Source organism: Embleya australiensis (genome assembly GCF_051903075.1).
Classification (GTDB): Bacteria; Actinomycetota; Actinomycetes; order Streptomycetales; family Streptomycetaceae; genus Embleya.
Genome location: NZ_CP182422.1, coordinates 6548552 through 6566991 on the forward strand (window position 1 = coordinate 6548552; position 18440 = coordinate 6566991).

Below are 18440 nucleotides of genomic sequence, written 5' to 3' on the forward strand. Positions count from 1 at the left end.
GTGCCGGACCCGAAGGCCGGGAGGAACAGGGGAAGATGGCCGCCGGAGAACAGGACCAGGCACACGCGCCGAACCCGGCGCCGCAGCAGACCCGGAGCAGCCGCATGACCCCTGCAGGCCCGCTGGACGACATCGACCGGCGCATCATCGCCATCCTCCAGGCCGACGGCCGGCGTGCGTACAAGCAGATCGCCGAGGACCTGGGCATCCCGGCGTCCTCGGTGCGCTATCGGGTGCAGCGCCTGGAGGAGAGCGGGACGCTCCAGATCGTCGGCATCGCCAACCCGCTCACCATCGGGTTCGACCGGCTCGCGATGATCGGCATGCGGGTACGGCCCGGCAGCGCCCGGGAAGTGTGCCGGGAGCTGCGCGAGTTGCCCGAGACGTCGTACGTGGTGATGGTCGCGGGACAGTACGACGTGATGGTGGAGGTGATCTGCCGGGACACCGACCACTTCACCGATCTGCTCAACCGGCGCCTGTTGTTGATCGACGGGGTGCTCTCCACCGACTCCTTCTTCGTACTGGAGGTGCACAAGCTCGCGTACGGCTGGGGCGTCGGCGGCGTCGAGTCCTCGCTGCTCGACGCGCCGGAGATAGCGCCGGGGTCGGGCCTGGACCAGCGGGACAGCCGCTGACCGCCCGCCCGTTGCGGCTCAGCCGCTCGCCGGCAGGCCGGCGAGCCAGCGGTCGGCGGCGCGACGGGTGGTGAAGGTGTGCACCGGGACGTCCGGCGCGGAGTGGGCGGCGAGAAGTCGGCGCACCCGGGGGCGGACCGAGTGCCGGTAGGCCAGGACCGAGCGCAGCACGCTCGGGTCGAGCCGGTCGTGATCGCCCGCTTCGGGATGCCGGCGGCGGGCCAGTATCGCGGTGATCGCGGCCGGCGGATGGATATCGAGGAAGACCACGGTGTCCGCCGCCCGCAGCCGGATCGGCAGTGTGGAGGCGTAGTTGCCGACCACGATCCACCCGGGCCGGGCGACCAGCGCGCGCTGCGCGTCGGCGAACTCCTCGGCCGGAGCGGTGGTTCGATCCTCGCGGTGGTACAGGGTGTCCAGGTGGGTGACGGGGAGGTCGAGTCGGGTACCCAGGGCGTCGGCCAACTCGGGCCTGCCGGTTCCGCCGACGCCGACGACGACGATCTTGCGCATGGTCTCGCAGCGTACGGAGGCGGCGGGCGCCACGCGCGTGGATTACCGGGAGTTTGCCGGGCGGGGCCGGTCCCGCCTGGCTCTTGGTGTCGTGCGCCCGGCTCGGCTGGGTGACCCGGCCTTCGGCCGAGGTGGCCTCAAGCGCCGGCCGGGCTGGATTTCGCGGGCCGGTCCCGCTCGGCTCTTGGTGTCGTGCGCCCGGCTCGGCTGGGTGGCCCGGCCTTCGGCCGAGGTGGCGTCAAGTGTCGGCCGGGCTGGATTTCGCGGGGCCGCCGTTGGCTGCCCGGCCGGCGTGTGCGGGCCGGGAGGGGACCGGTCTTGTCCGGCGGAGCTTGGCGGGGGTGACGGCGGGTCGCCGGTCGGGCCGTGGATGGCCCGACCGGCGGCCGGGGTCGCGGCCGGGGTTCGGTCGCGACACCGTGGTGGACCGGCCCGGTCAACCGGCGGCGGCCGGGACTCGGGGTTCGGGCCTGGGATCGGCCGCGGGCCGCAGAACGCGTTCCGCGAACAGGCCGAAGACCAGGCCGAACGTGGTCCAGATGATGGCGTGCACGCCGAGTGAGGCCACCCGGAAACGCCAGAGCAGCGTGGCCGAGAACTCGGCCGGCACCTCGTTCACCGTCGGCATCGCCCACATCGTGATGCCCACCGCGACGAGGAAGCCGGCCACCGCGAGCGGGACGGCGTTCCAGGCCCCGAGCCGGTCGGTCAGCCGCCGGGCCACAATCACCGCCGCCGCCGCGAACAGCACGGACAGCGCGAGCATGCCGAAGTACAGCGCGGTACGCCGCCCGATGGTGTCCGCGTCGCCGACCGCCGGCGGATTCGCCGGATACTTCAGGAACGGCACCACGATCACCGCCACGAAGCCGAGCAGCGCCAACAACCCGGCGGTGGCCCTGGGCCGGAACGGGCCGATCCGGCCGTACGCGAACGCGAAGACCAGCGCGAACAGGCCGCCGATCGCGATCCCGTACACACCGACCCCGGTCAGCATGCCGATCGTGCTCTGCACGCCCCGACCGACGACCTCCTCCTCGGGATGATCGCCGGCCGCGCCGCCCTCGTGCCCGTGCTCCTCGAACGCGATCGCGTCGCGGATCTGCGGCTCACCGAAGACCCACGCGAACACCCACGCCAGTGCCCCGGCGAGAACGCCGGTGAGCATGCCGCGGATCAACAGATTTCGCACCATGCGTGATGTCGACTCCCTGTGCGGCGGCCCTCGACCGAGGGCCGCGCCGAACGTGCCTCACGGCGCGACCGTGCGGCCGCACGATCGCGCGGCCGTCAGTGGCAGGGGAAGCCGAGCAGGTGGCGCCCGTCGTGCACGAACTCGTGCACTCCGGTACCCGAGAAGAGCGCGACCGCGCCCTGCTCGGAGGCGACGAAGTAGATCAGGAACAGCAGGAACGCCCCGGCGAACGCGGCCCAGGGCACGATCGCCCGGACCGGGATCGCGATCGGTGTGGCGGCGGGGCGGGGAACGGCAGCCTGAGCCACGGAATCCTCCTTCGGGGCAACGCGCCCGTGTGCGGGGTGCGTCGCGGGAGGGTCTGACTCACGGCCGCCGGAACCCCGCTTGCGCGGGTCGACGGCTCGATCACAGTGGCGCGTCCGTGCCGGGGTCTCACCGGCTTCCTCGTCGCGACGCGAGGTCGATCGGAATCTAGGGGCCGCCGCGTGAGCGGGTCAACGGGCGCGGGGCTCCGGACGGCAGACTTGTGCAAGTCTTGAACCGGGCGGACTGGGGTGAGTACACGGATATGAGTACACGGGTCACCTTGGTTTGCCATGCCGCGACCGCGGCCACCGCGCGCGCGGCCTTCCCGCTGGACGAGCCGCCGACCGCGGCCGGCCTGGCGGCGGCCCGGGAACAGGCCCGGCCGCCGAGTGGACGGGCGCCGCGGGCGCTGCGTGGGCCGGAGTTGCGCTGCGCCGAGACCGCCGCCGCGCTCGGTCTGGCCGAGGTACGCGTCGAGCCGGCACTGCGCGACTGCGACCACGGCGACTGGGCGGGCCGCACCCTCGACGAGGTGTTGGCCGCGGATCCGGCCGGGGTGGCCGCGTGGTTGGCCGATCCGGACGCGGCCCCGCACGGCGGTGAGTCCCTGGCCTCGGTGTCGGCGCGGGCCGGGAAGTGGCTGGACGAGCTGGGCCGGGCGGCGGAGCACGCGCGGGTGATCGCGGTGACCCACCCGACCGTCGCGCGCGCCGTCGCGGTGCACGCGCTGCGGGCCCCCGCGAGCGTGCTCTGGCACCTGGACGCCGGCCCGTTGGCCCGGGTCGACCTCACCCGCAACGGCCCCCGCTGGGCCCTGCGCGGCTTCGGCGTGCCGGGCCGGGCGTGAAACCCGCGCGGGGCCGTTGAGCTGTACTCAGTCGGTCGCGGTGCCGGTGATCCGGGTCGGGGTCAGGCGCACGACCACGCGCACCGACTCCGGCGGGAGGTTCAGGTATTCGTCGCCGGCGCCCGGGCCCTCGTACTTCTCGGCCAACTCGACCGCGAGCCGGCGGCCGACGTCCTCGGTGATCGTGGTGGTGCCGCGTATCTCGACGTAGACCTCGGAGTCGGCGGGGTCGTAGATGGTCAGGCTCGCGCGCGGGTCGCGGCGCAGGTTGCGGTCCTTGAGCCGGCCGGCCTGGGTGGAGACGAGGACGTCGTCGCCGTCGCGACCCACCCACACCACGGAGGTCTGCGGGCTGCCGTCCCGGTTCACGGTGGCCAGTACGGCCGGGTGCGCCGCGTCGAGGAGCTTGCGGGCGGAATCACCCAGAGAGATCGTCATGTCCCGGATCCTACGTCGCGTTCGTGGGAGCGGTCGCGGCTCGCGGTCGGATCAGCGTCTTGCCCAGCGGCCGACCACTCACCTGTTCGCGCAGTACGGCCGGGAGTTCGGCGAGGGTGATCTCCGCGGTCACCAGGCGCTCCACGGGCAGCTTCGGCAATACCGCCAGCGCGGCGGCGAAGTCGGCGCGGCCGGTGCCGTAGCTGCCGGCCACGGTGACCGGCCGGCCCGCCCAGGTGGTGCGCACCGCCTGCTCGCGGCGTCGGACCCGGTCCAGATCGCAGGCCAGGTCCGGGAGTCGATCGCCCGGGGCGGTGCCGCCGTAGAGCAGAACCAGCCCGTCGGGGACGAGTGTGCGCAGGGCCTCGGTCAGAATCTCCGGGCGCACGAAGCTGGTCGCGATCACGGCGAGCGCGAAGGCCGACGACGGCAGCCCCGCGCTCGGCCGCACCTCGAAGCCGCGCGCCCGCAGGAATTCGGTGCGGTCGGCACTGCGATTGGCCAACGTGACCTCGGCGCCCGCGACTTCGGCAAGGCGGGCGATCCACAGTCCGGCCGCGCCCGCGCCGAACACCACCACGCGCCGACCGAGCAGGGGGATGCCGGTGTGCCCGACCAGGGCGGCGACGCAGTGCTCGGCGCAGGCCAGCGGTTCGGCGAAGACCGCCTGCCGGTCCGAGAGTTCGGCCGGGATCCGGGGCAGCGCGGCGGTCAGCCGGCCGGCCGGGCCGGCCGCGTACATCTCGGTGGCGAAGCCGCTGGTGCGCGCGAGCGGCACATTGGGATCCAGGCCCACCCGGGCCCCGACCGGCAGCGCCTCGGGCAGGGTGGACTCGGCGACCACGCCGACCAGTTCGTGGCCGAACTGACTGGGACCGTGCCGCTCGCGGGCCACCTCCTTGAGGTCGGAGCGACACAGACCGGCCAACGCGATCCGGATCCGCACCCGGTGTTCGCCCGCCGGCGGGTGTGGTCGGCCGAGCCGCAGGTGCGGGCCGTGCGGGCCCAACTCGACCCTCATCCCGCCCGATCCGGGCGAGCGGTGCCGACGCGGGGCGCGGGTGTGGTCCGCCCGACCGCTTCGGCGGCCACCATCGCGAGCGCCTCGCCGAATCGGTCGGCGATCAGATGCGCCTCCGCGGGGGTCAGGATCAGCGGCGGACGCAACTCGATGACATTGCCGAGCCCGTGCTCGGATACCCGGGTCAGTACACCCCGGGCGTGCAGCGCGCGCTGGAACGTGTGGGCGAGTTCCGGGGCCTTGCCCCCGTCCGGGCGCACCAGTTCGAGGCCGAGCATCAGCCCGGGCCCGCGTACGTCGCCGAGCATCGGGTGCTCCCGTTGCAGAGCGCACAGCCGCTCGGTCAGGATCGCGCCGGTCCGGCGTACGTTCTCCAGGAAACCCGGCCGTCGGACGATCTCCAGCGTCTTGACCGCCGCCGCGGCGGCCAGGTTGTGGCCACCGTAGGTGAAGCCGTGCAACGAACGGTCCCAGTCGGCCATGCGCTCCTCGGTCAGAATTGCCGCGAGCGGCAGTCCGCTACCGGTCAGCCCCTTCGAGACGGTCATCATGTGCGGCACCACGCCGAACAGATCGGCCGCGAACATCTGCCCGGTGCGGCCGAACGCGGTCTGGATCTCGTCGAAGATCAACACGATCCCGTGCTCGTCGCACAGGGCCCGCAGGGCCGGGAAGTAGTCCGGCGGAGGCACGATGTTGCCGCCCATTCCGCTGATCGGCTCGATCAGGACACACGCCACGCTGCCCGAACTGGCGTACGTGATGAAGTCCTCGATCCGGCTCACACACAACATGCCGCAACTGTCCGGGGTCTGCCGGTAGAAGCAGCGGAAGCAGTAGGCGTCGGGCACGTGTACCGCGCCGAGCGGCGGCATGTGGAACGGCGCCCGCATCCGACTGCTGCCGTTGTACCCGGCGGCGGCGATGGTCTGGCCGACGTGGCCCCGGAACGGCACGATCACGTCGCGCCGACCGGTGTGGTGCTGGGCGATCCGGATCGCGCCCTCGTTGGCGGTCGAGCCGCCGCTGCTGCGCAGGTTCACCCGGGTCAGACCGGCCGGGGCCAGCGCGGCCAGGTCGCGCATCAGGCGGTCGGTGGACTCGGTGCGAAACGACGAGGAGGCGAAGACCAGTTCCTCGGTCTGCGCCCGGACGGCGGCCATCACCTCGGGATGGTGGTGGCCGAGGATCAGGTTGAACGTCCCGGACACGCAGTCCAGGTATTCCCGGCCGCTCGCGTCCCACGAGCGGATGCCCTCGCCGCGCACCAACTGCTCGTCGCCCAGCCGGTATTGCGCGACCCGGGCGGTCGCGGCGGTGCGCTCCTCGGCCGACTCAGTCATCGCGGTGGTCCGCGTCGAGCCACTCCAACTGGGTGCGGACCCAGGCTTCGAGCGTCCAGGGTTCGGCCACCTTGCGTCGCCGCTCGGCCGCCGCCGCCCGTTCGGCGGGGGACGCGGTCAACGCGCCGATCAGCGCGTCGGCCTGCTCGACCAGGTCGAACGGGTTGATCGTGCGGCACACCGGGGCCAGGATCTCCGCCGCGCCGCACATCTCGGACAGGATCACGTCCGCGTCGCGCTCGTTGACCAACGGGGCCTCGAAGGTGCTCAGATTCTGGCCGTCCACCGTCGAGTTGAAGATCAGCGCGTCGGCCCGGCGGAAGCAGCCGATGGTGTGCTCCACCTCGTTGTCGCAGTGCAATCGCACGGTGTCCGGGCCCAGTTCGGCGTTCGCCTCGGCGATCGTGTACTCCACACGCCGGACGTAGTCGGCGTTCGCCTCGACGTAGAGCCGGTTCGGATTCATCCGGACCAGCATCCGGGAGGAGCGCACCGCGGGCTCGCGGCGATGGGCGGCCACGAAGGCCCGGACGGCGCGTTCGGCGTTCTTCATCGGGTCGGTCCGGCCGCTGTGCACCACCAGGGGCGCGTCGCCCGCCCACTCCGCGATCCCCGCCGGCAGGCGCGGATGGTCCGCGTCGAGCGCGCGCGGGCTGTAGCCGAGCGGCATGGTGCGCACGCCCGTGCGCCGGCCGCGCCATCGGATCACGCCCGCGTTGCGGTCCACGTCGGCGTCGGGTATCAGATCCGCCACGCAGTCCAGGAAGTTGCGGCACCACCGCTCGGCGAAGAAGCCGATCGTGGTCGCCGGCAACATGCCTTCGAGCAGGCCCACCCGCAGCGCCCGGGGCAGGATCCGCCAGTAGTCGGGCGAGGGCCAGGGGATGTGCACGAACAGCAGGATCGGCGCGGTCGCCCGCACGGCGCGCAACCGGGCCGGTACGCCGACGAGTTGGTAGTCGTGCACCAGGTACACCGGATCGGCGACATCGGCCGAGTCGGCGAGCAGCGCACCGGCGAAGTCCTCGGTGAACTCGGTGAATCGTTCCAGAGCGGAATAGGTCTCGGCGCCGAAGGTCGGCGTGGTCCACCGGTCCCAGCCGTAGTTGTTCGCGGCCCACATCAGCTGCGCGGTCATGAAGTTCTGCACGACGTCGAAGGTCTCCCGGTCGTGCCGCAGCAGACGGACCCGGATGTCGCGGCCCGAACGCAGGCGCAGACTCAGGCCGTTCGGGTTCTCCCGGGCCGCCCGATGATCGTCGTCGGTGTCCGCGCTGGCGATCCAGGTCACGTCGAGCACGCCTGCCTGTTCGGCGACCACGTTGCCGGTGCCGCCGGGCGCGAGCCAGGGACGCAGCGCGCCGGTCACCGGATCGGGGGCGAAGCTGACTGCGGCACGCTTGCTGGCCAGGAACAGATGACGGTCCATCAGGGCTGGTCCCTTCCGAGAGCGGCTGAAGCGTCGAGAGCGGCTGAGGGGATCGATCCGGTCGGCCCGACCACGGCCGCGATCAGCGCCGCGTCGGCCGCGAACACGTCGACCGGGTCCAGGCCGTGCAATTCGGGCAGGTGCGCGGCGCGTTCGCTGTGCAGGCACGCGTTGCGCGGGCGGCAGGCGTACCCGGTGTCCCGCTGCGGCACGGCGGTCACCAGCGCCGGGTCCACGCCGTGCACCGCCGCGATGTGCCGGGCCCACTGCACCCGGGACAGCCGCCGCGGCCCGCCCAGATGCACCACGCCCGTGTGCGGCGAGTCGAGCAGCGCGGCGGTCCAGGCCGCGACGTCGTCGATCAGCACCGGGGTGTTCCAGTGCTCGTCCGGCACTGCCACGGGCTCGCCCGCGCCGAGCCGTTCGGCGCACGTGGTGAAGAAGTTCGGCCGCAGTCCGGCCCGGTCCCAGCCGTACACCAGGCTGACCCGCAACACGAGCGCGTCGCCGCCGGCCAGGTAGGCGGCCTCGGCGGCGAGCTTGGCCCGCCCGTAGGCGTTGGCGGGCGAGGTCGGCGCGGACTCCGCGCAACTGTCCGCGTGGCCCGGGAAGACGTTGTCCGTGGAGATCAGCACCATCCGCGCGGCCCGCCCGGCCAGCGCCGCCACCACGTGTCGGGCCCCGGCGACGTGTACCGCCGCCGCGCCCGCCGGATCGGCCTCACACCGGGTGATGTCCGAGGGCCCGTGCGCGGCCACCACCGCGTCGGGGCGGACCGCGTCGACCACCGTGCGCACCTCGCGCGGATCGGCCACGTCCACCGGAAGCCAGCGCAGCCCCCGGGTCTCCGGGGTGCGGGGGCGGCGCCGCGAACCGAGCACGACGCCGTGGCCGAGGCGGGTCAACCGGGCGCCGACGTGGCCGGCTATGTACCCCGATCCGAACAGCAGGACCCGGGTCATCGGGCGACTCCCTTCCGGTGCGGCGGACGTGGGCGGTGCGGTGGGTCGGACTGGTCACCTTCGGAACGGTCACTTTCGGTGGAACGGTCACCTTCGGTGGAGCGATCACCGTCGGTGGGACGGCCGGAGCCGCCGGAGCCGCCCGGATCGTCGGGATCACCGGGATCGCCGTCCGGGCCGGTCTCGGCGGGCAGCAGCCGCAACGACCGCGCGCCCACCATCACCACCACCCCGCACAGCGCCACGATGCCGAGGACCGTACCCAGGCCCAGCCGGCCGGCCAGGGTGCCGACCAGCGGCGGGGCGCCGAGAAAGCCGGCATAGGACACGGTGGTGACCAGCGAGATCGCCTGCGGGCGCAGGCTCGGGGCGACCGCGCGACCGGTCGCGGCGAGCAGCGTGGGCACCACCGGCGCCAGGCCGACGCCGGCGAGCGCGAAGCCGGCGAGGGTGGTCGGGGTGGACCAGGCCGCCGCCGCGAGCGCCAGGCCCAGGCCCCCGAGCGCGCCGCCGCCGACGATCAGCGGGGCGTCGCCGACCCGTTCGCCGCGCCACTGGGCGAGCAGGCGGCCGGCGGACAGGCCCGCCATGTAGACCGCCGGGCCGCACGAGGCGAGGAACGGGCCGGTGCCGAGGTTGTCGGTGAGGTGGATCGCGCCCCACTGCTCGACGGTGTTCTCCATCAGCAGCACCGTGCCGCCGACCGCGCCGACCACCGAAAGCGCGATCAGGAGACGGCCGTTCGCCCGCTCGGCGCGCTCCGATCCGGGTGGTCCGGCCGCCTCCTCCTGCCAGTGCCGGCGGTCGATCGCCGCCGCCGCGCTCAGCGCGACCAGTACGGCGATCGTCACCAGGATCGCCCGCGCCGACACCCCCGCGTGCAGCGCGAGACCGACCGCCGGGGCGGCCAGGACCATCGCGAGCGGGGTGGCCGCCTGGACCCGGTGGAACAGCCGCTCGCCGGTCAGCGCCTCGCGCGCCGCGGTGGTGGCGTTGAGCGCCACCTCGATCGCCCCGCTGGTCGCGCCGACCAGCAACAGCGCGGCGGCGAACGTCCAGCGCGACCCGGCCACCGCGACCGCGAGCGTGCCGAGCGCGAACCCGAGGGTGACCAGGGGCAAAGTACGCGGGCCGAGCCGCCGTGCGAGCGGCCCGGTCAGCAACATCGCGGGCACCGCCGCCACCGGGACCGCGAACAGCGCCAGGCCCAGATTTCCGTCGTCCAACCCGAGTTCGTCCTGGAGGGTGGGCAGCAGCGCGGCCCAACCACCCCAGAACAGCCCCCAACTCGTCGCCGGGGCAAGCAGACCGAGCACACCGCCGCCGTATCGCATGCACACTCCGTCCGTCACAGGTGACCGAGAGTGTCGCCCACCGTATCTCCCCACCACTACCCCGAGCCGGCCTTCCGCACCGATAGCGTGACCGGCGGCGGGCGATTTCGACGGACTGCGGAGGCTTTCGACGGTGGAGTACTGGGCGATCGACGCCGGCGGCACACGCACCACGGCCAGGGTGGGCGACGCGCGGTACACCCGGGAGTCGGTGAACCCCGCGTCGGCGGGCGCGGCGGCCGAGGAGACGCTGGCGCGGCTGCTGGCCGAGATCGCCGCGGACCTGGCCGGGGCACCCGCGCTGGGCTGGTTCGCGAGCTCCACGATCACCATGGACACCGCGCCGACGGAGATCGATCGATTGGCGGTGCTGGCGCGCGAACAGGGCCTGGCGGGGCGGTTGGTGGTCTCCGGGGACGTACCGCCGCTGCTGCTCGCGCCGCCGACGGCCGGGCGAGGGGTGGTCGTGGTGGCCGGGACCGGATCGGCCTGCGTGGCGGGCTCCGGGCCGGACGCGGGGCCGCCGGTGGTGATCGGGGGCTGCGAGTACCTGGGCAGCGACGAGGGCAGCGCGTACGCGCTCGGCGCGGCCGGATTGCGGGCCGCCGTACGCGGCGCGGACGGGCGCGGGCGGCCGACCACGCTGTTCGCCGCCCGGGGTCCGCGCGAACTGGCCCGCCGGCTGGCCGCGGAGCCGTTTCCCAAGAGTGCGGTGGCCGCGTTGGCGCCCGAGGTGTGCGCGGCGTGGCAGGCGGGCGACGCGGTCGCGGGCGAGGTGGTGCGGGCCGGCCTCGACGATCTGGTCGACGGGGTCCGCGCGGCCCGGGACGCGGCGGGCCTGAGCGGCACCTGGCGCGTCGTGCTCAACGGCGGCGTGTTCCGGGGGTGTCCGCCGTACGCGGCCGAGCTGAGCCGGCGCGTGGTCACCGAACTCGGCGCGGCCGAATCGCCGACCGTGATCGCCGATCCCGTGGACGCGGTGTACGCCGCCCTGCGGGCGAACGAGGGTTCACCGCCCAAGGGTTGGGCACACATCCGCCACCTGTGAGGAAGCGAGCCGCAACCGAACGAGGGGGACCGCCGATGACCCGAAGCCCCACCGGAGCCGAGGACCGGAACGCCGCCCGAGCCGAGGACCGAAACCCCACCGGACTCGAGGACCAGAGCCCCACCGGACCCGAGGACCGGAGCCCCACCGGAGCCGAGCACCACAACCCCACCCCACCGGCCCCATCCGCTCCGCTCACGGCCCGAAACGCCCCGGCCACCGCGCCCATTCGGCTCGGGATCTGTCTCGCCGCGCTGGCGCCCTCCGGACTGGCGGGGGCGTTGGCGGTGGCCCGCGACGTCGGGGTGGACATCGTCGACCTGCCCGTCGACCGCGCCTTCGCGCTCGTGGACGCGGCCCGCCTCGAGGATCCGCGCCATCAGCGTGACGTGCGGGAGCGCTGCGCCGCGGCCGGCATCGAGGTCGGGTGTGTGAGCAACAGCCGGGACACCCAGCTCGTACTGGGGCCGCACGGGCCGCATACCGACGCGGTGTTGGTCGGCGGTGCCGAGGCCAAGCGGGCGTTCGGGCTGCGCGCCGCGCTCGGGACGGTGCGCTTCGCCGCCGGGGTGGGCGCACCGCTGGTGCGGCTCATGCTCGGCGTGCCCGATCTGGCCCGCTGGTTGTCCTGGTCGGGCAGCGAGGTGAGTTGGCAGGACAACGTGGACGCGTGGGTGCACGCCGCGCGCCCGGCGCTGGAATTGGCGGACACGCTGGGCGTACGCGTGGTGATCGAGCCGCATCCCAAGCAGGTCGCGTACGACCCGGCCAGCACGCGGGCGCTGCTGTCCGCCGCGAGCGGGGTGCATGTGTGCGTGGATCCCGCCAACCTCGCCGCCGTCGGATACGACCCGGTGGCCTGTGTCCGCGGCTGGGGTCGGCGACTGGCCGCGGTGCATGCCAAGGACCTCCAGCGCTGGGCCGACACCGAACCGCCGCGCGGCGCGGGCTGGTCGCGCTACGGCCCGGGCCCGGCGATCCGCTTCCGTGCCCTCGGCGCCGGCGCCCTGCCCTGGCCGGCCATCGTGGCCGCGCTGCTCGACGACGACTACCGGGGAGTGATCTACGTGGAACACGAGGACGCCCTACTGCCGACGGAGCAGGGCATCACCACTTCGCTGACGCTGCTGCGCACGCTGATCCCCGCCGGTGTCGCTCCGGGGCGGACCTGGTGACGCTCGACGGAGTACGCGGCGGGCTGCTCGCGGGCGGCCTGGGCGAGCGTATGGGCCCGCTCACCGCGACCGTCTGCAAACCGCTCGTCCCGTACGCCGCGAGCTGCCGCCTGGTCGACTTCAGCGTGGCCAACGCGATCCGCTCCGGCCTGCCCGAGCTGGTCCTGCTCTCCCAGCACCGCGAGTCCGACCTGGTCCGGCACCTGATCGCGCACTGGGACGAACACCCGGGTACCCGGCTGCACTTCGGCCCGCACGACGCCCTGGCCCGATCCGGCCCCGGCGCGATCCTGCCCGCCCGGCCCGCCGAACGCGGCACCGCCGACGCGCTGCTGGCCAACGCGGAATACCTGTTCGCCCCCGGCGCGCGCGATCTGCTGATCCAACACGCGGACCACGTCTACGTGTTCGACTATGCGCCGATGCTGGCCGCGCATCGTGCCGCCGAGGCCGACTGCACGATCGGCGTACAGCGCATCGAGCGCCGCTGGGTGCACCTGTTCGGCATGGTCGAGACCGATCCCGACGGCCGGGTCCGAGCGCTGGTCGAGAAGCCCGCGCGGCCGACCTCCGACCTGGTGTTCACCGCGTTCTGCGTGTTCCGGATCGCCGCGCTGCGCGAGGTGCTGGCGGTACTGGCGGCGCGTGGCGAGGCGGGTTGGCAACACGACATCAGCCGCGACGTACTGCCCGCGATGATCGCGAGGGGCGACCGGGTGACGGCGTATCGGGTGGCCGACCACTGGGCCGACATCGGGACGGTCGAGCGTTACCGGGACGAGCAGTTGCGGCTGCTCGACCCGCCGCACCCGATCCCCGCCGACCTGCTGCCGCGCACCCTCGCGGGCCTGGGGGAGGGGTTCCCCCGGTACTCCGGCGGGAGTCTGCTGGGCACCGGGATACCACCGGGGACGCGGGTCGAGGGCAGTGTGCTCCACCCGGGCTGCCACCTCGAACCGGGCGCGACCGTACTGCGCTCGGTGGTGCTGCCGGGCGCCACCGTCGCCGCCGGCAGTACGGTCCGCGACGCCATCGTCACCCCGGGCGGGATCCTGACCCCGGCCTCGCCGGTCAGGACACCGCACGATCCAGCTCTTCCGCCGTGATGAACGACGTGTGCGTACCGGCCGTGCGGACCGCGTGCGCCCCCGCATGGGTGCCTGCGGCGGCGCACGCGGCCCAGTCGCGGCCGGCGAGGTAGGCGTACAGGAATCCGGAGACGTAGCTGTCCCCGGCCCCGTTGGTGTCCACCACCTCGTCGGCCCGCATGGCCAACGCCGGTACGTGCCACAGCGGCCGATCCGGCACCACCAGATAGCTGCCCCGACCGCCCGCCATCGCGATCACGATCTTCGCCCGGCCCCGGGCGAGCAGGTCCCGCGCGGCCTCCTCGACCCGGTCGCCGAGCCGGTTGGTGGAGGTGAACACCAGTTCGGCGCCGTAGGCGAAGTCGGCCCGGTCGGGGTCCTTCCCGTCCCAGCCGTGCAGGTCGGTCGAGGTGGACACGCCCGCCTCGATCGCCTCCGCCAGCGCGGTCCGCGACCAGCCGCCGATCGACACGTGCGCGTGCCGGGTCCGGGCCAGCGCGGGGCGGTACAGATCGGGGTCGACCACCAGCTCCTTCGGCAGCCGGCTGTCGTGCAGCGAGAGTCGTTCGCCGTCCGGGCCGACCAGGTTCACGCTGCGCGGGGTGCCGGCGGGGTCGGTGGCATGCGCGAAGGACAGGCTGTGTCGCGCGTAGTGCGCGAGCACGAAGTCCGCCTCCGGGTCCTCGCCGAGCACGGCGGCGAGATGGGTGCGCAGCCCCAACGCCCGACAGCCCAGGGCCACGCCGTTGCCGGTGTGCGCGACATAGCTGCGGATCGGCGGCACCTTGAAATCGCTTATCGGCAACGGGAGTTCCGGCACCCGAACGATGACGTCCACGCCGACCCCGCCGACCACGAACACATCCAGCCCGGCGGGTTCAGCCATCGGTACCTCCGTGGGTGCGCGCCAGGGTGGCCTCGGATCCGGTGGAGACCACGAGCGCGGCGTGGATCTCCTCGTCGGTGACGTCGTCGGTGATCACGGTCTCGCCGAGCGCGGTGGGCAGCACGAAACGCAGCCGGCCGTCCCGGATCTTGCGGATCTGCCCCAGCGCCTCGACGGTGGGCCCCGGATCGAGCGGCGCCGGCAACGCGGCGAGCGTGGTGGGCAGCCGCACCCGGTCGAGGAGTGCGATCACCCGGGCGAGCAGGGCCGGGTCGAGCAGCCCACGGCGTTCGGCGATGCGCGCCGCACAGGCCATCCCGAACGCGACCGCCTCGCCGTGCAGGACCGGCCCGTAGCCGGTCGCGGTCTCCACCGCGTGTCCGATGGTGTGCCCGAAGTTCAGCGGCCGGCACAGGTCCCGCTCGTACGGATCGCGGGCGATCAGGCGGCACTTGATCACGCTGGAGGCATGCACGAGGGCGGCGGTGGGCCCGGGTTCGGCGGCGAGTAAGGCCGCGTGCCGGTGCTCGATCAGCTCGAACAACTCGGGCGAGGCGATGATCCCGGTCTTGATCGCCTCGGCCAGTCCGGCGCGCAGCCCACGATCGTCCTGGGTGCTCAGATAGCCGACGTTGGAGACCACCGCGCGGGGTTGGTAGAAGGCGCCGATCAGGTTCTTCGCGGACGGGTGGTCGATGGCCACCTTGCCGCCCAGGGCCGCGTCCACGTGCGCGAGCAGCGTGGTGGGCACGTTGATGTACGGCAGTCCGCGCATGTACGCGCTGGCCACCCAGCCGACGGTGTCCATCACCACGCCGCCGCCGACCGCGAGCAGGATGTCCCGGCGTACCAGCGAGGTTTCGGCCAGCCAGTCGAGCAGCGTGCTCGCGGTGCGCAGGCTCTTGCTGGCCTCGCCGGCCGGAAAGGAGGTGGCGACCACGTCGAGTCCGGCGGCGATCAGTCGTTCGGTCAGGCGGTGTGCGTGTAACGCGAGCACGGTGTCGTCGGTGACCAGCGCGACCCGGCGGCCGTCGATCTCGGCGCACAGGCGCGCGAGCGCGGTGCTCTCGTCGAGGCAGACATGGACCGGATATGTGTCGAGCCGCCGAGCGGTCGCCATGATCGGATCGACCCGGCCGCGAGGCAGCGCCAGCTGTTCGGACACTCGGACGTATTCGGTCATATATTCACACCCCGGCGGCTCAACGAAGACGTCGCAGACAATCCGGATATTCGCTGCCGAAATAATTACGGCGGGTGCTACGAAAAGTCAACAACGACTCACCCAGAGTGCGCCCGCGCGGGTATAGCAGACCGTTCGACGCCATTCCCGGGCATTCGCCGATTCCGGAAACTTCGCCCGGAAACAACCGCTAGGCGGCGGGCCGCGCGGGATCCGGCGCCGCGGTGGCCGAGCGTGCGGTGGCGGTGATGTGCTCCTCGTGGTCCTGCCCCCACACGCCCAGCGGCAACAGCGCCTCGTTGAGCGACTCGCCCAGCGCGGTCAGCGAGTAGACCACCTTCGGCGGGACCTCCCGATACACCTCGCGGTGCACGATGCCCCGCGTCTCCATCTCGCGCAACTGCTGGATCAGCATCTTCTCGCTGATCCCGGGCACCGCGCGCCGCAACTCCCCGAACCGCCGCTCCTCGGTGTGCAGCGCCCACAGGATCAGCGCCTTCCACTTGCCGCCGATGACGTCCATGGCGGCGTCGAGACCGCACTGGTAGCGCCGAACCATGCGCCTCCCCCTCCTCGGACAGTTCCTTACCGACAGGTAGGTACTGCCGCACATTGTCCGTACGTATTCGGCCGAAAGCAAAGGAATCCGCCGGGAGAGCGTGTGGCTGCGCGGCGGCGGCCGGGGTTCGGGTGAGCATGGGGGGATGGCGGAGACGAATGTGTCGCGGGTGTTCGAGGTCAGTACCGGGCAGCGGGAGCGGGTGTACGACCTGACCGGGATGTGTGCGCGATTCCTGCGCGAGACGGCGGCGGGGCGGGACGGACTGCTGAACGTTTTCGTGCCGCACGCGACCGCGGGGGTGGCGATCCTGGAGACCGGCGCGGGCAGCGACGAGGACCTGCTCGCACTGCTCGCGGATCTGCTGCCGGCCGACGACCGATGGCGACACCGACACGGCAGCCCCGGCCACGGACGCGATCACGTGCTGCCCGCGCTGGTCCCGCCGCACGCGACCCTGCCGGTGATCGCGGGCGAACTCGCGCTGGGCACCTGGCAGTCGGTCACGATGGTGGACACCAACCGGGACAACCCGGACCGCACGGTGCGGTTGACCTTCCTCGGCTGAACCCCCGCCGGCCGGGCCCGACGGCCGGTGGCGGGTCCTCGCCGCGTGGCGTGAATCCGCCCCGGGGCGCGCGGTCGGCGCGGCCGGCCGGGGGAGTGATCCGGCCAATCCGTCCGACCCGCGCATGGATCGGTCCCCTTCTGGATATTTCTCGTATCGGTTCGATCAGGCTCCGTTTTCCGTTCGGTCACGTGGTTTTCACCAGGAAATGCGAGATGACCCTCCGCTTTCCGCGACCACCCGCCCGGCCGACCGAGAGACACGACCGACGCGGGGGAATTCCATATGCCGAACACCGAATCGACGGATGGGCCGAGCCCGAATATCCGGAGACACCGGGCTTTTCGCCGGACCGGCCGATGTCCCGGCTCGAAGCCGACCGCCGGGCGGATCCCGGACCGCGCGCGCTCGGACCGGGCGAGCGCGGGATCCCGGGCTCCCGAGAGCGCCGGCGGCGGCGGAGAAAACCCACGCGGTGTCCCCGGCGGGCGTCGCGAGCGAAGGTGGCGAATTTCGTGATCTCGGCCGAGTCGACCGAAACCAGCCGGGCGCTTTTCCATCGGGCCCGACGATCCCTGGCGGGCGGAACGGCCTCGTCCGGCCGGATCACCACCACCGGGTCCTATCCCTATCCGCTGTATATCGCGCGCGGAAAGGGTGCGCACATCTGGGACGTGGACGGGAACGAGTATGTCGACTACCTGATTTCGTACGGCTGTGCGGTGGTGGGGCACGCCAATCCGCGGATCGCCTCGGCGGTGGCCGAGGTGTTGGCCAACGGCACCATGTTCGGCGCGGGCACCGTGCCCGAGATCGAATTGGCGGAAACCATGCGGGCGATGATCCCGTGCGCCGACCTCGTCCGGTTCGCCAACTCGGGATCCGAGGCGATCCAGGGGGCGATCCGCGCGGCGCGCGGCTTCACCGGCCGGGACCGGGTGCTGAAGTTCGAGGGCCACTGCCACGGATGGGCCGACACGCTCGCGGTCTCCACCGAGCCGCCCGCCGCCGAGGCCGGACCGTACGCGCGGCCGCGCGCCCACCCGTACTCGCCGGGCGTGCCGAAGGGCGTGCTCGCCGACGTGGTGGTCTGCCCCTGGAACGACCCGCAGATCCTGCGTGAGGTGCTGGACGCGCATCGGGGTGAACTCGCCGCGGTGATCTGCGAGCCGATCATGGCCAACAACGCGTGCACCATGCCCGTGCCCGGATACCTGGAGACGCTGCGCGAGGAGTGCACCCGACGCGGGATCCTGCTGATCTTCGACGAGGTGTGTACCGGCTTTCGCACCGGACCCGGCGGAGCCCAGGGGTTGTTCGGCGTGATCCCCGATCTCGCCGTCTACGGCAAGGCACTCGGCGGCGGCCTGCCGATCGCGGCGTTCGTCGGCCGACAGGACGTGATGAGCGAGATCGGCGCCAATCGGATCAAGCACGGTGGCACGTACAACGGTTCGCCGCTGTGCGCGGCGGGCGCGCTGGTCACGCTCGGCGAACTCGGGGATCCGGCGGTGACCGCGCACATCGACGCGGCCGGTGCCCGGGTGATGGAGGCGATCCGACGGGCCGCCCGGGATCGGCGAATTCCCTGTGTGGTGCAGGGCGTCGGCGCGATGTTCCAGGTGGTCTTTCTTGCCGACGGTGCGTCGACCCGGGCCGGTGGGGGCCCGGCCGCGAACGACGACGCACGCTACGCGCTGTTCCGATACGCGTTGTTGGAGCGCGGAATCCATGTCAACGCGGCCGGTTCGGCGTGCTGGTTCGTCTCGGCGGCGCTCACCGACGACGACGTGGCCGCCGCCTGCGCCGCCGTGGACGCGGCGTTCGTGCTGCTCGCCGGCGTGTGAGGGGGAATCCTTCGGCTGTTCGGGGGGCGGTCGGGTGTCGTACGCGCGGGTCGGCCG

General features: G+C 72.8%; 19 protein-coding genes. 7 read left to right on the forward strand and 12 right to left on the reverse strand.

Annotated elements, in window-relative coordinates:
• Positions 1-35 precede the first annotated feature (35 nt).
• Positions 36-638 (forward strand): Lrp/AsnC family transcriptional regulator, encoded by a 603-nt coding sequence (locus ACMXN5_RS28135; RefSeq protein ID WP_439677578.1) that lies wholly within the window; start codon positions 36-38, stop codon positions 636-638.
• Positions 639-656: 18 nt separating this feature from the next.
• Here the strand turns inward: ACMXN5_RS28135 and ACMXN5_RS28140 are convergent, their stop codons facing one another.
• The 3 genes from ACMXN5_RS28140 to ACMXN5_RS28150 all read right to left on the reverse strand — a co-directional run bounded on the left by ACMXN5_RS28140 (position 657) and on the right by ACMXN5_RS28150 (position 2654).
• Positions 657-1151 carry a topology modulation protein gene (locus ACMXN5_RS28140; protein ID WP_439677579.1) on the reverse strand — a complete coding sequence of 165 codons (495 nt, stop codon included), beginning with the start codon at positions 1149-1151 and terminating at the stop codon, positions 657-659.
• Between the two features lie 436 nt (positions 1152-1587).
• On the reverse strand, positions 1588-2346 hold the full coding sequence (locus ACMXN5_RS28145; protein WP_439677580.1) for a CbtA family protein: 759 nt from the start codon (positions 2344-2346) through the stop codon (positions 1588-1590).
• A gap of 95 nt (positions 2347-2441) precedes the next feature.
• The gene (locus ACMXN5_RS28150; RefSeq protein ID WP_126643036.1) at positions 2442-2654 is read right to left on the reverse strand and encodes a CbtB domain-containing protein; all 213 of its coding nucleotides are present in this window, start codon (positions 2652-2654) and stop codon (positions 2442-2444) included.
• A 263-nt stretch (positions 2655-2917) separates the two neighbouring features.
• Between ACMXN5_RS28150 and ACMXN5_RS28155 the strand changes: the two genes are divergently transcribed.
• Positions 2918-3502, forward strand: a complete 585-nt coding sequence (locus tag ACMXN5_RS28155; RefSeq protein ID WP_439677581.1) for a histidine phosphatase family protein — start codon at positions 2918-2920, stop codon at positions 3500-3502.
• 27 nt (positions 3503-3529) lie between these two features.
• On the opposite strand, the gene ACMXN5_RS28160 is transcribed toward ACMXN5_RS28155, so the two are convergent.
• The 6 genes from ACMXN5_RS28160 to ACMXN5_RS28185 are packed head-to-tail and all read right to left on the reverse strand — an operon-like array spanning position 3530 to position 10029.
• Positions 3530-3940, reverse strand: coding sequence for a PPOX class F420-dependent oxidoreductase (locus tag ACMXN5_RS28160; protein WP_439677582.1), 411 nt, complete (start codon positions 3938-3940; stop codon positions 3530-3532).
• A 10-nt stretch (positions 3941-3950) separates the two neighbouring features.
• A complete protein-coding gene (locus tag ACMXN5_RS28165; protein ID WP_439677583.1) occupies positions 3951-4961 on the reverse strand; it encodes an alcohol dehydrogenase catalytic domain-containing protein in 1011 nt (336 codons plus the stop codon).
• Complete coding sequence (locus ACMXN5_RS28170; RefSeq protein ID WP_439677584.1) at positions 4958-6304, reverse strand: aspartate aminotransferase family protein; 1347 nt, start codon at positions 6302-6304, stop codon at positions 4958-4960. Before ACMXN5_RS28170 ends, ACMXN5_RS28165 begins: the two co-directional genes overlap by 4 nt.
• Positions 6297-7733 carry a trehalose-6-phosphate synthase gene (locus tag ACMXN5_RS28175; protein WP_439677585.1) on the reverse strand — a complete coding sequence of 479 codons (1437 nt, stop codon included), beginning with the start codon at positions 7731-7733 and terminating at the stop codon, positions 6297-6299. Before ACMXN5_RS28175 ends, ACMXN5_RS28170 begins: the two co-directional genes overlap by 8 nt.
• The gene (locus ACMXN5_RS28180; protein ID WP_439677586.1) at positions 7733-8695 is read right to left on the reverse strand and encodes an SDR family oxidoreductase; all 963 of its coding nucleotides are present in this window, start codon (positions 8693-8695) and stop codon (positions 7733-7735) included. Before ACMXN5_RS28180 ends, ACMXN5_RS28175 begins: the two co-directional genes overlap by 1 nt.
• Positions 8692-10029: an MFS transporter gene (locus tag ACMXN5_RS28185; protein ID WP_439677587.1), complete on the reverse strand. Its 1338-nt coding sequence runs from the start codon at positions 10027-10029 to the stop codon at positions 8692-8694. Before ACMXN5_RS28185 ends, ACMXN5_RS28180 begins: the two co-directional genes overlap by 4 nt.
• Before the next feature lie 133 nt (positions 10030-10162).
• Between ACMXN5_RS28185 and ACMXN5_RS28190 the strand changes: the two genes are divergently transcribed.
• From ACMXN5_RS28190 to ACMXN5_RS28200, 3 genes are read left to right on the forward strand one after another with little or no spacing between them, the layout of a single operon-like run.
• Positions 10163-11077 carry a BadF/BadG/BcrA/BcrD ATPase family protein gene (locus ACMXN5_RS28190; RefSeq protein WP_439677588.1) on the forward strand — a complete coding sequence of 305 codons (915 nt, stop codon included), beginning with the start codon at positions 10163-10165 and terminating at the stop codon, positions 11075-11077.
• Between the two features lie 35 nt (positions 11078-11112).
• Positions 11113-12252 carry a sugar phosphate isomerase/epimerase family protein gene (locus ACMXN5_RS28195; RefSeq protein ID WP_439677589.1) on the forward strand — a complete coding sequence of 380 codons (1140 nt, stop codon included), beginning with the start codon at positions 11113-11115 and terminating at the stop codon, positions 12250-12252.
• Positions 12249-13358 (forward strand): sugar phosphate nucleotidyltransferase, encoded by a 1110-nt coding sequence (locus ACMXN5_RS28200; RefSeq protein ID WP_439677590.1) that lies wholly within the window; start codon positions 12249-12251, stop codon positions 13356-13358. Before ACMXN5_RS28195 ends, ACMXN5_RS28200 begins: the two co-directional genes overlap by 4 nt.
• Here the strand turns inward: ACMXN5_RS28200 and ACMXN5_RS28205 are convergent.
• From ACMXN5_RS28205 to ACMXN5_RS28215, 3 genes are all read right to left on the reverse strand, one after another.
• Positions 13324-14226, reverse strand: coding sequence for a carbohydrate kinase family protein (locus ACMXN5_RS28205; RefSeq protein WP_439677591.1), 903 nt, complete (start codon positions 14224-14226; stop codon positions 13324-13326). The genes ACMXN5_RS28200 and ACMXN5_RS28205 overlap by 35 nt on opposite strands.
• On the reverse strand, positions 14219-15409 hold the full coding sequence (aroB, locus tag ACMXN5_RS28210; RefSeq protein WP_439677592.1) for a 3-dehydroquinate synthase: 1191 nt from the start codon (positions 15407-15409) through the stop codon (positions 14219-14221). The genes ACMXN5_RS28205 and aroB overlap by 8 nt, the downstream gene beginning before the upstream one ends.
• A 190-nt stretch (positions 15410-15599) precedes the next feature.
• The gene (locus ACMXN5_RS28215) at positions 15600-15968 is read right to left on the reverse strand and encodes a winged helix-turn-helix transcriptional regulator (RefSeq protein WP_439677593.1); all 369 of its coding nucleotides are present in this window, start codon (positions 15966-15968) and stop codon (positions 15600-15602) included.
• 145 nt (positions 15969-16113) lie between these two features.
• On the opposite strand from ACMXN5_RS28215, the gene ACMXN5_RS28220 reads away from it, so the two are divergent.
• Together ACMXN5_RS28220 and ACMXN5_RS28225 are read left to right on the forward strand one after the other, a co-directional pair.
• Positions 16114-16536 (forward strand): secondary thiamine-phosphate synthase enzyme YjbQ, encoded by a 423-nt coding sequence (locus tag ACMXN5_RS28220; protein WP_439677594.1) that lies wholly within the window; start codon positions 16114-16116, stop codon positions 16534-16536.
• A 515-nt stretch (positions 16537-17051) separates the two neighbouring features.
• Entirely contained in the window at positions 17052-18383 is a 1332-nt protein-coding gene (locus tag ACMXN5_RS28225) for an aspartate aminotransferase family protein (protein WP_439677595.1), read from the forward strand.
• The last annotated feature ends 57 nt before the right edge of the window (positions 18384-18440 follow it).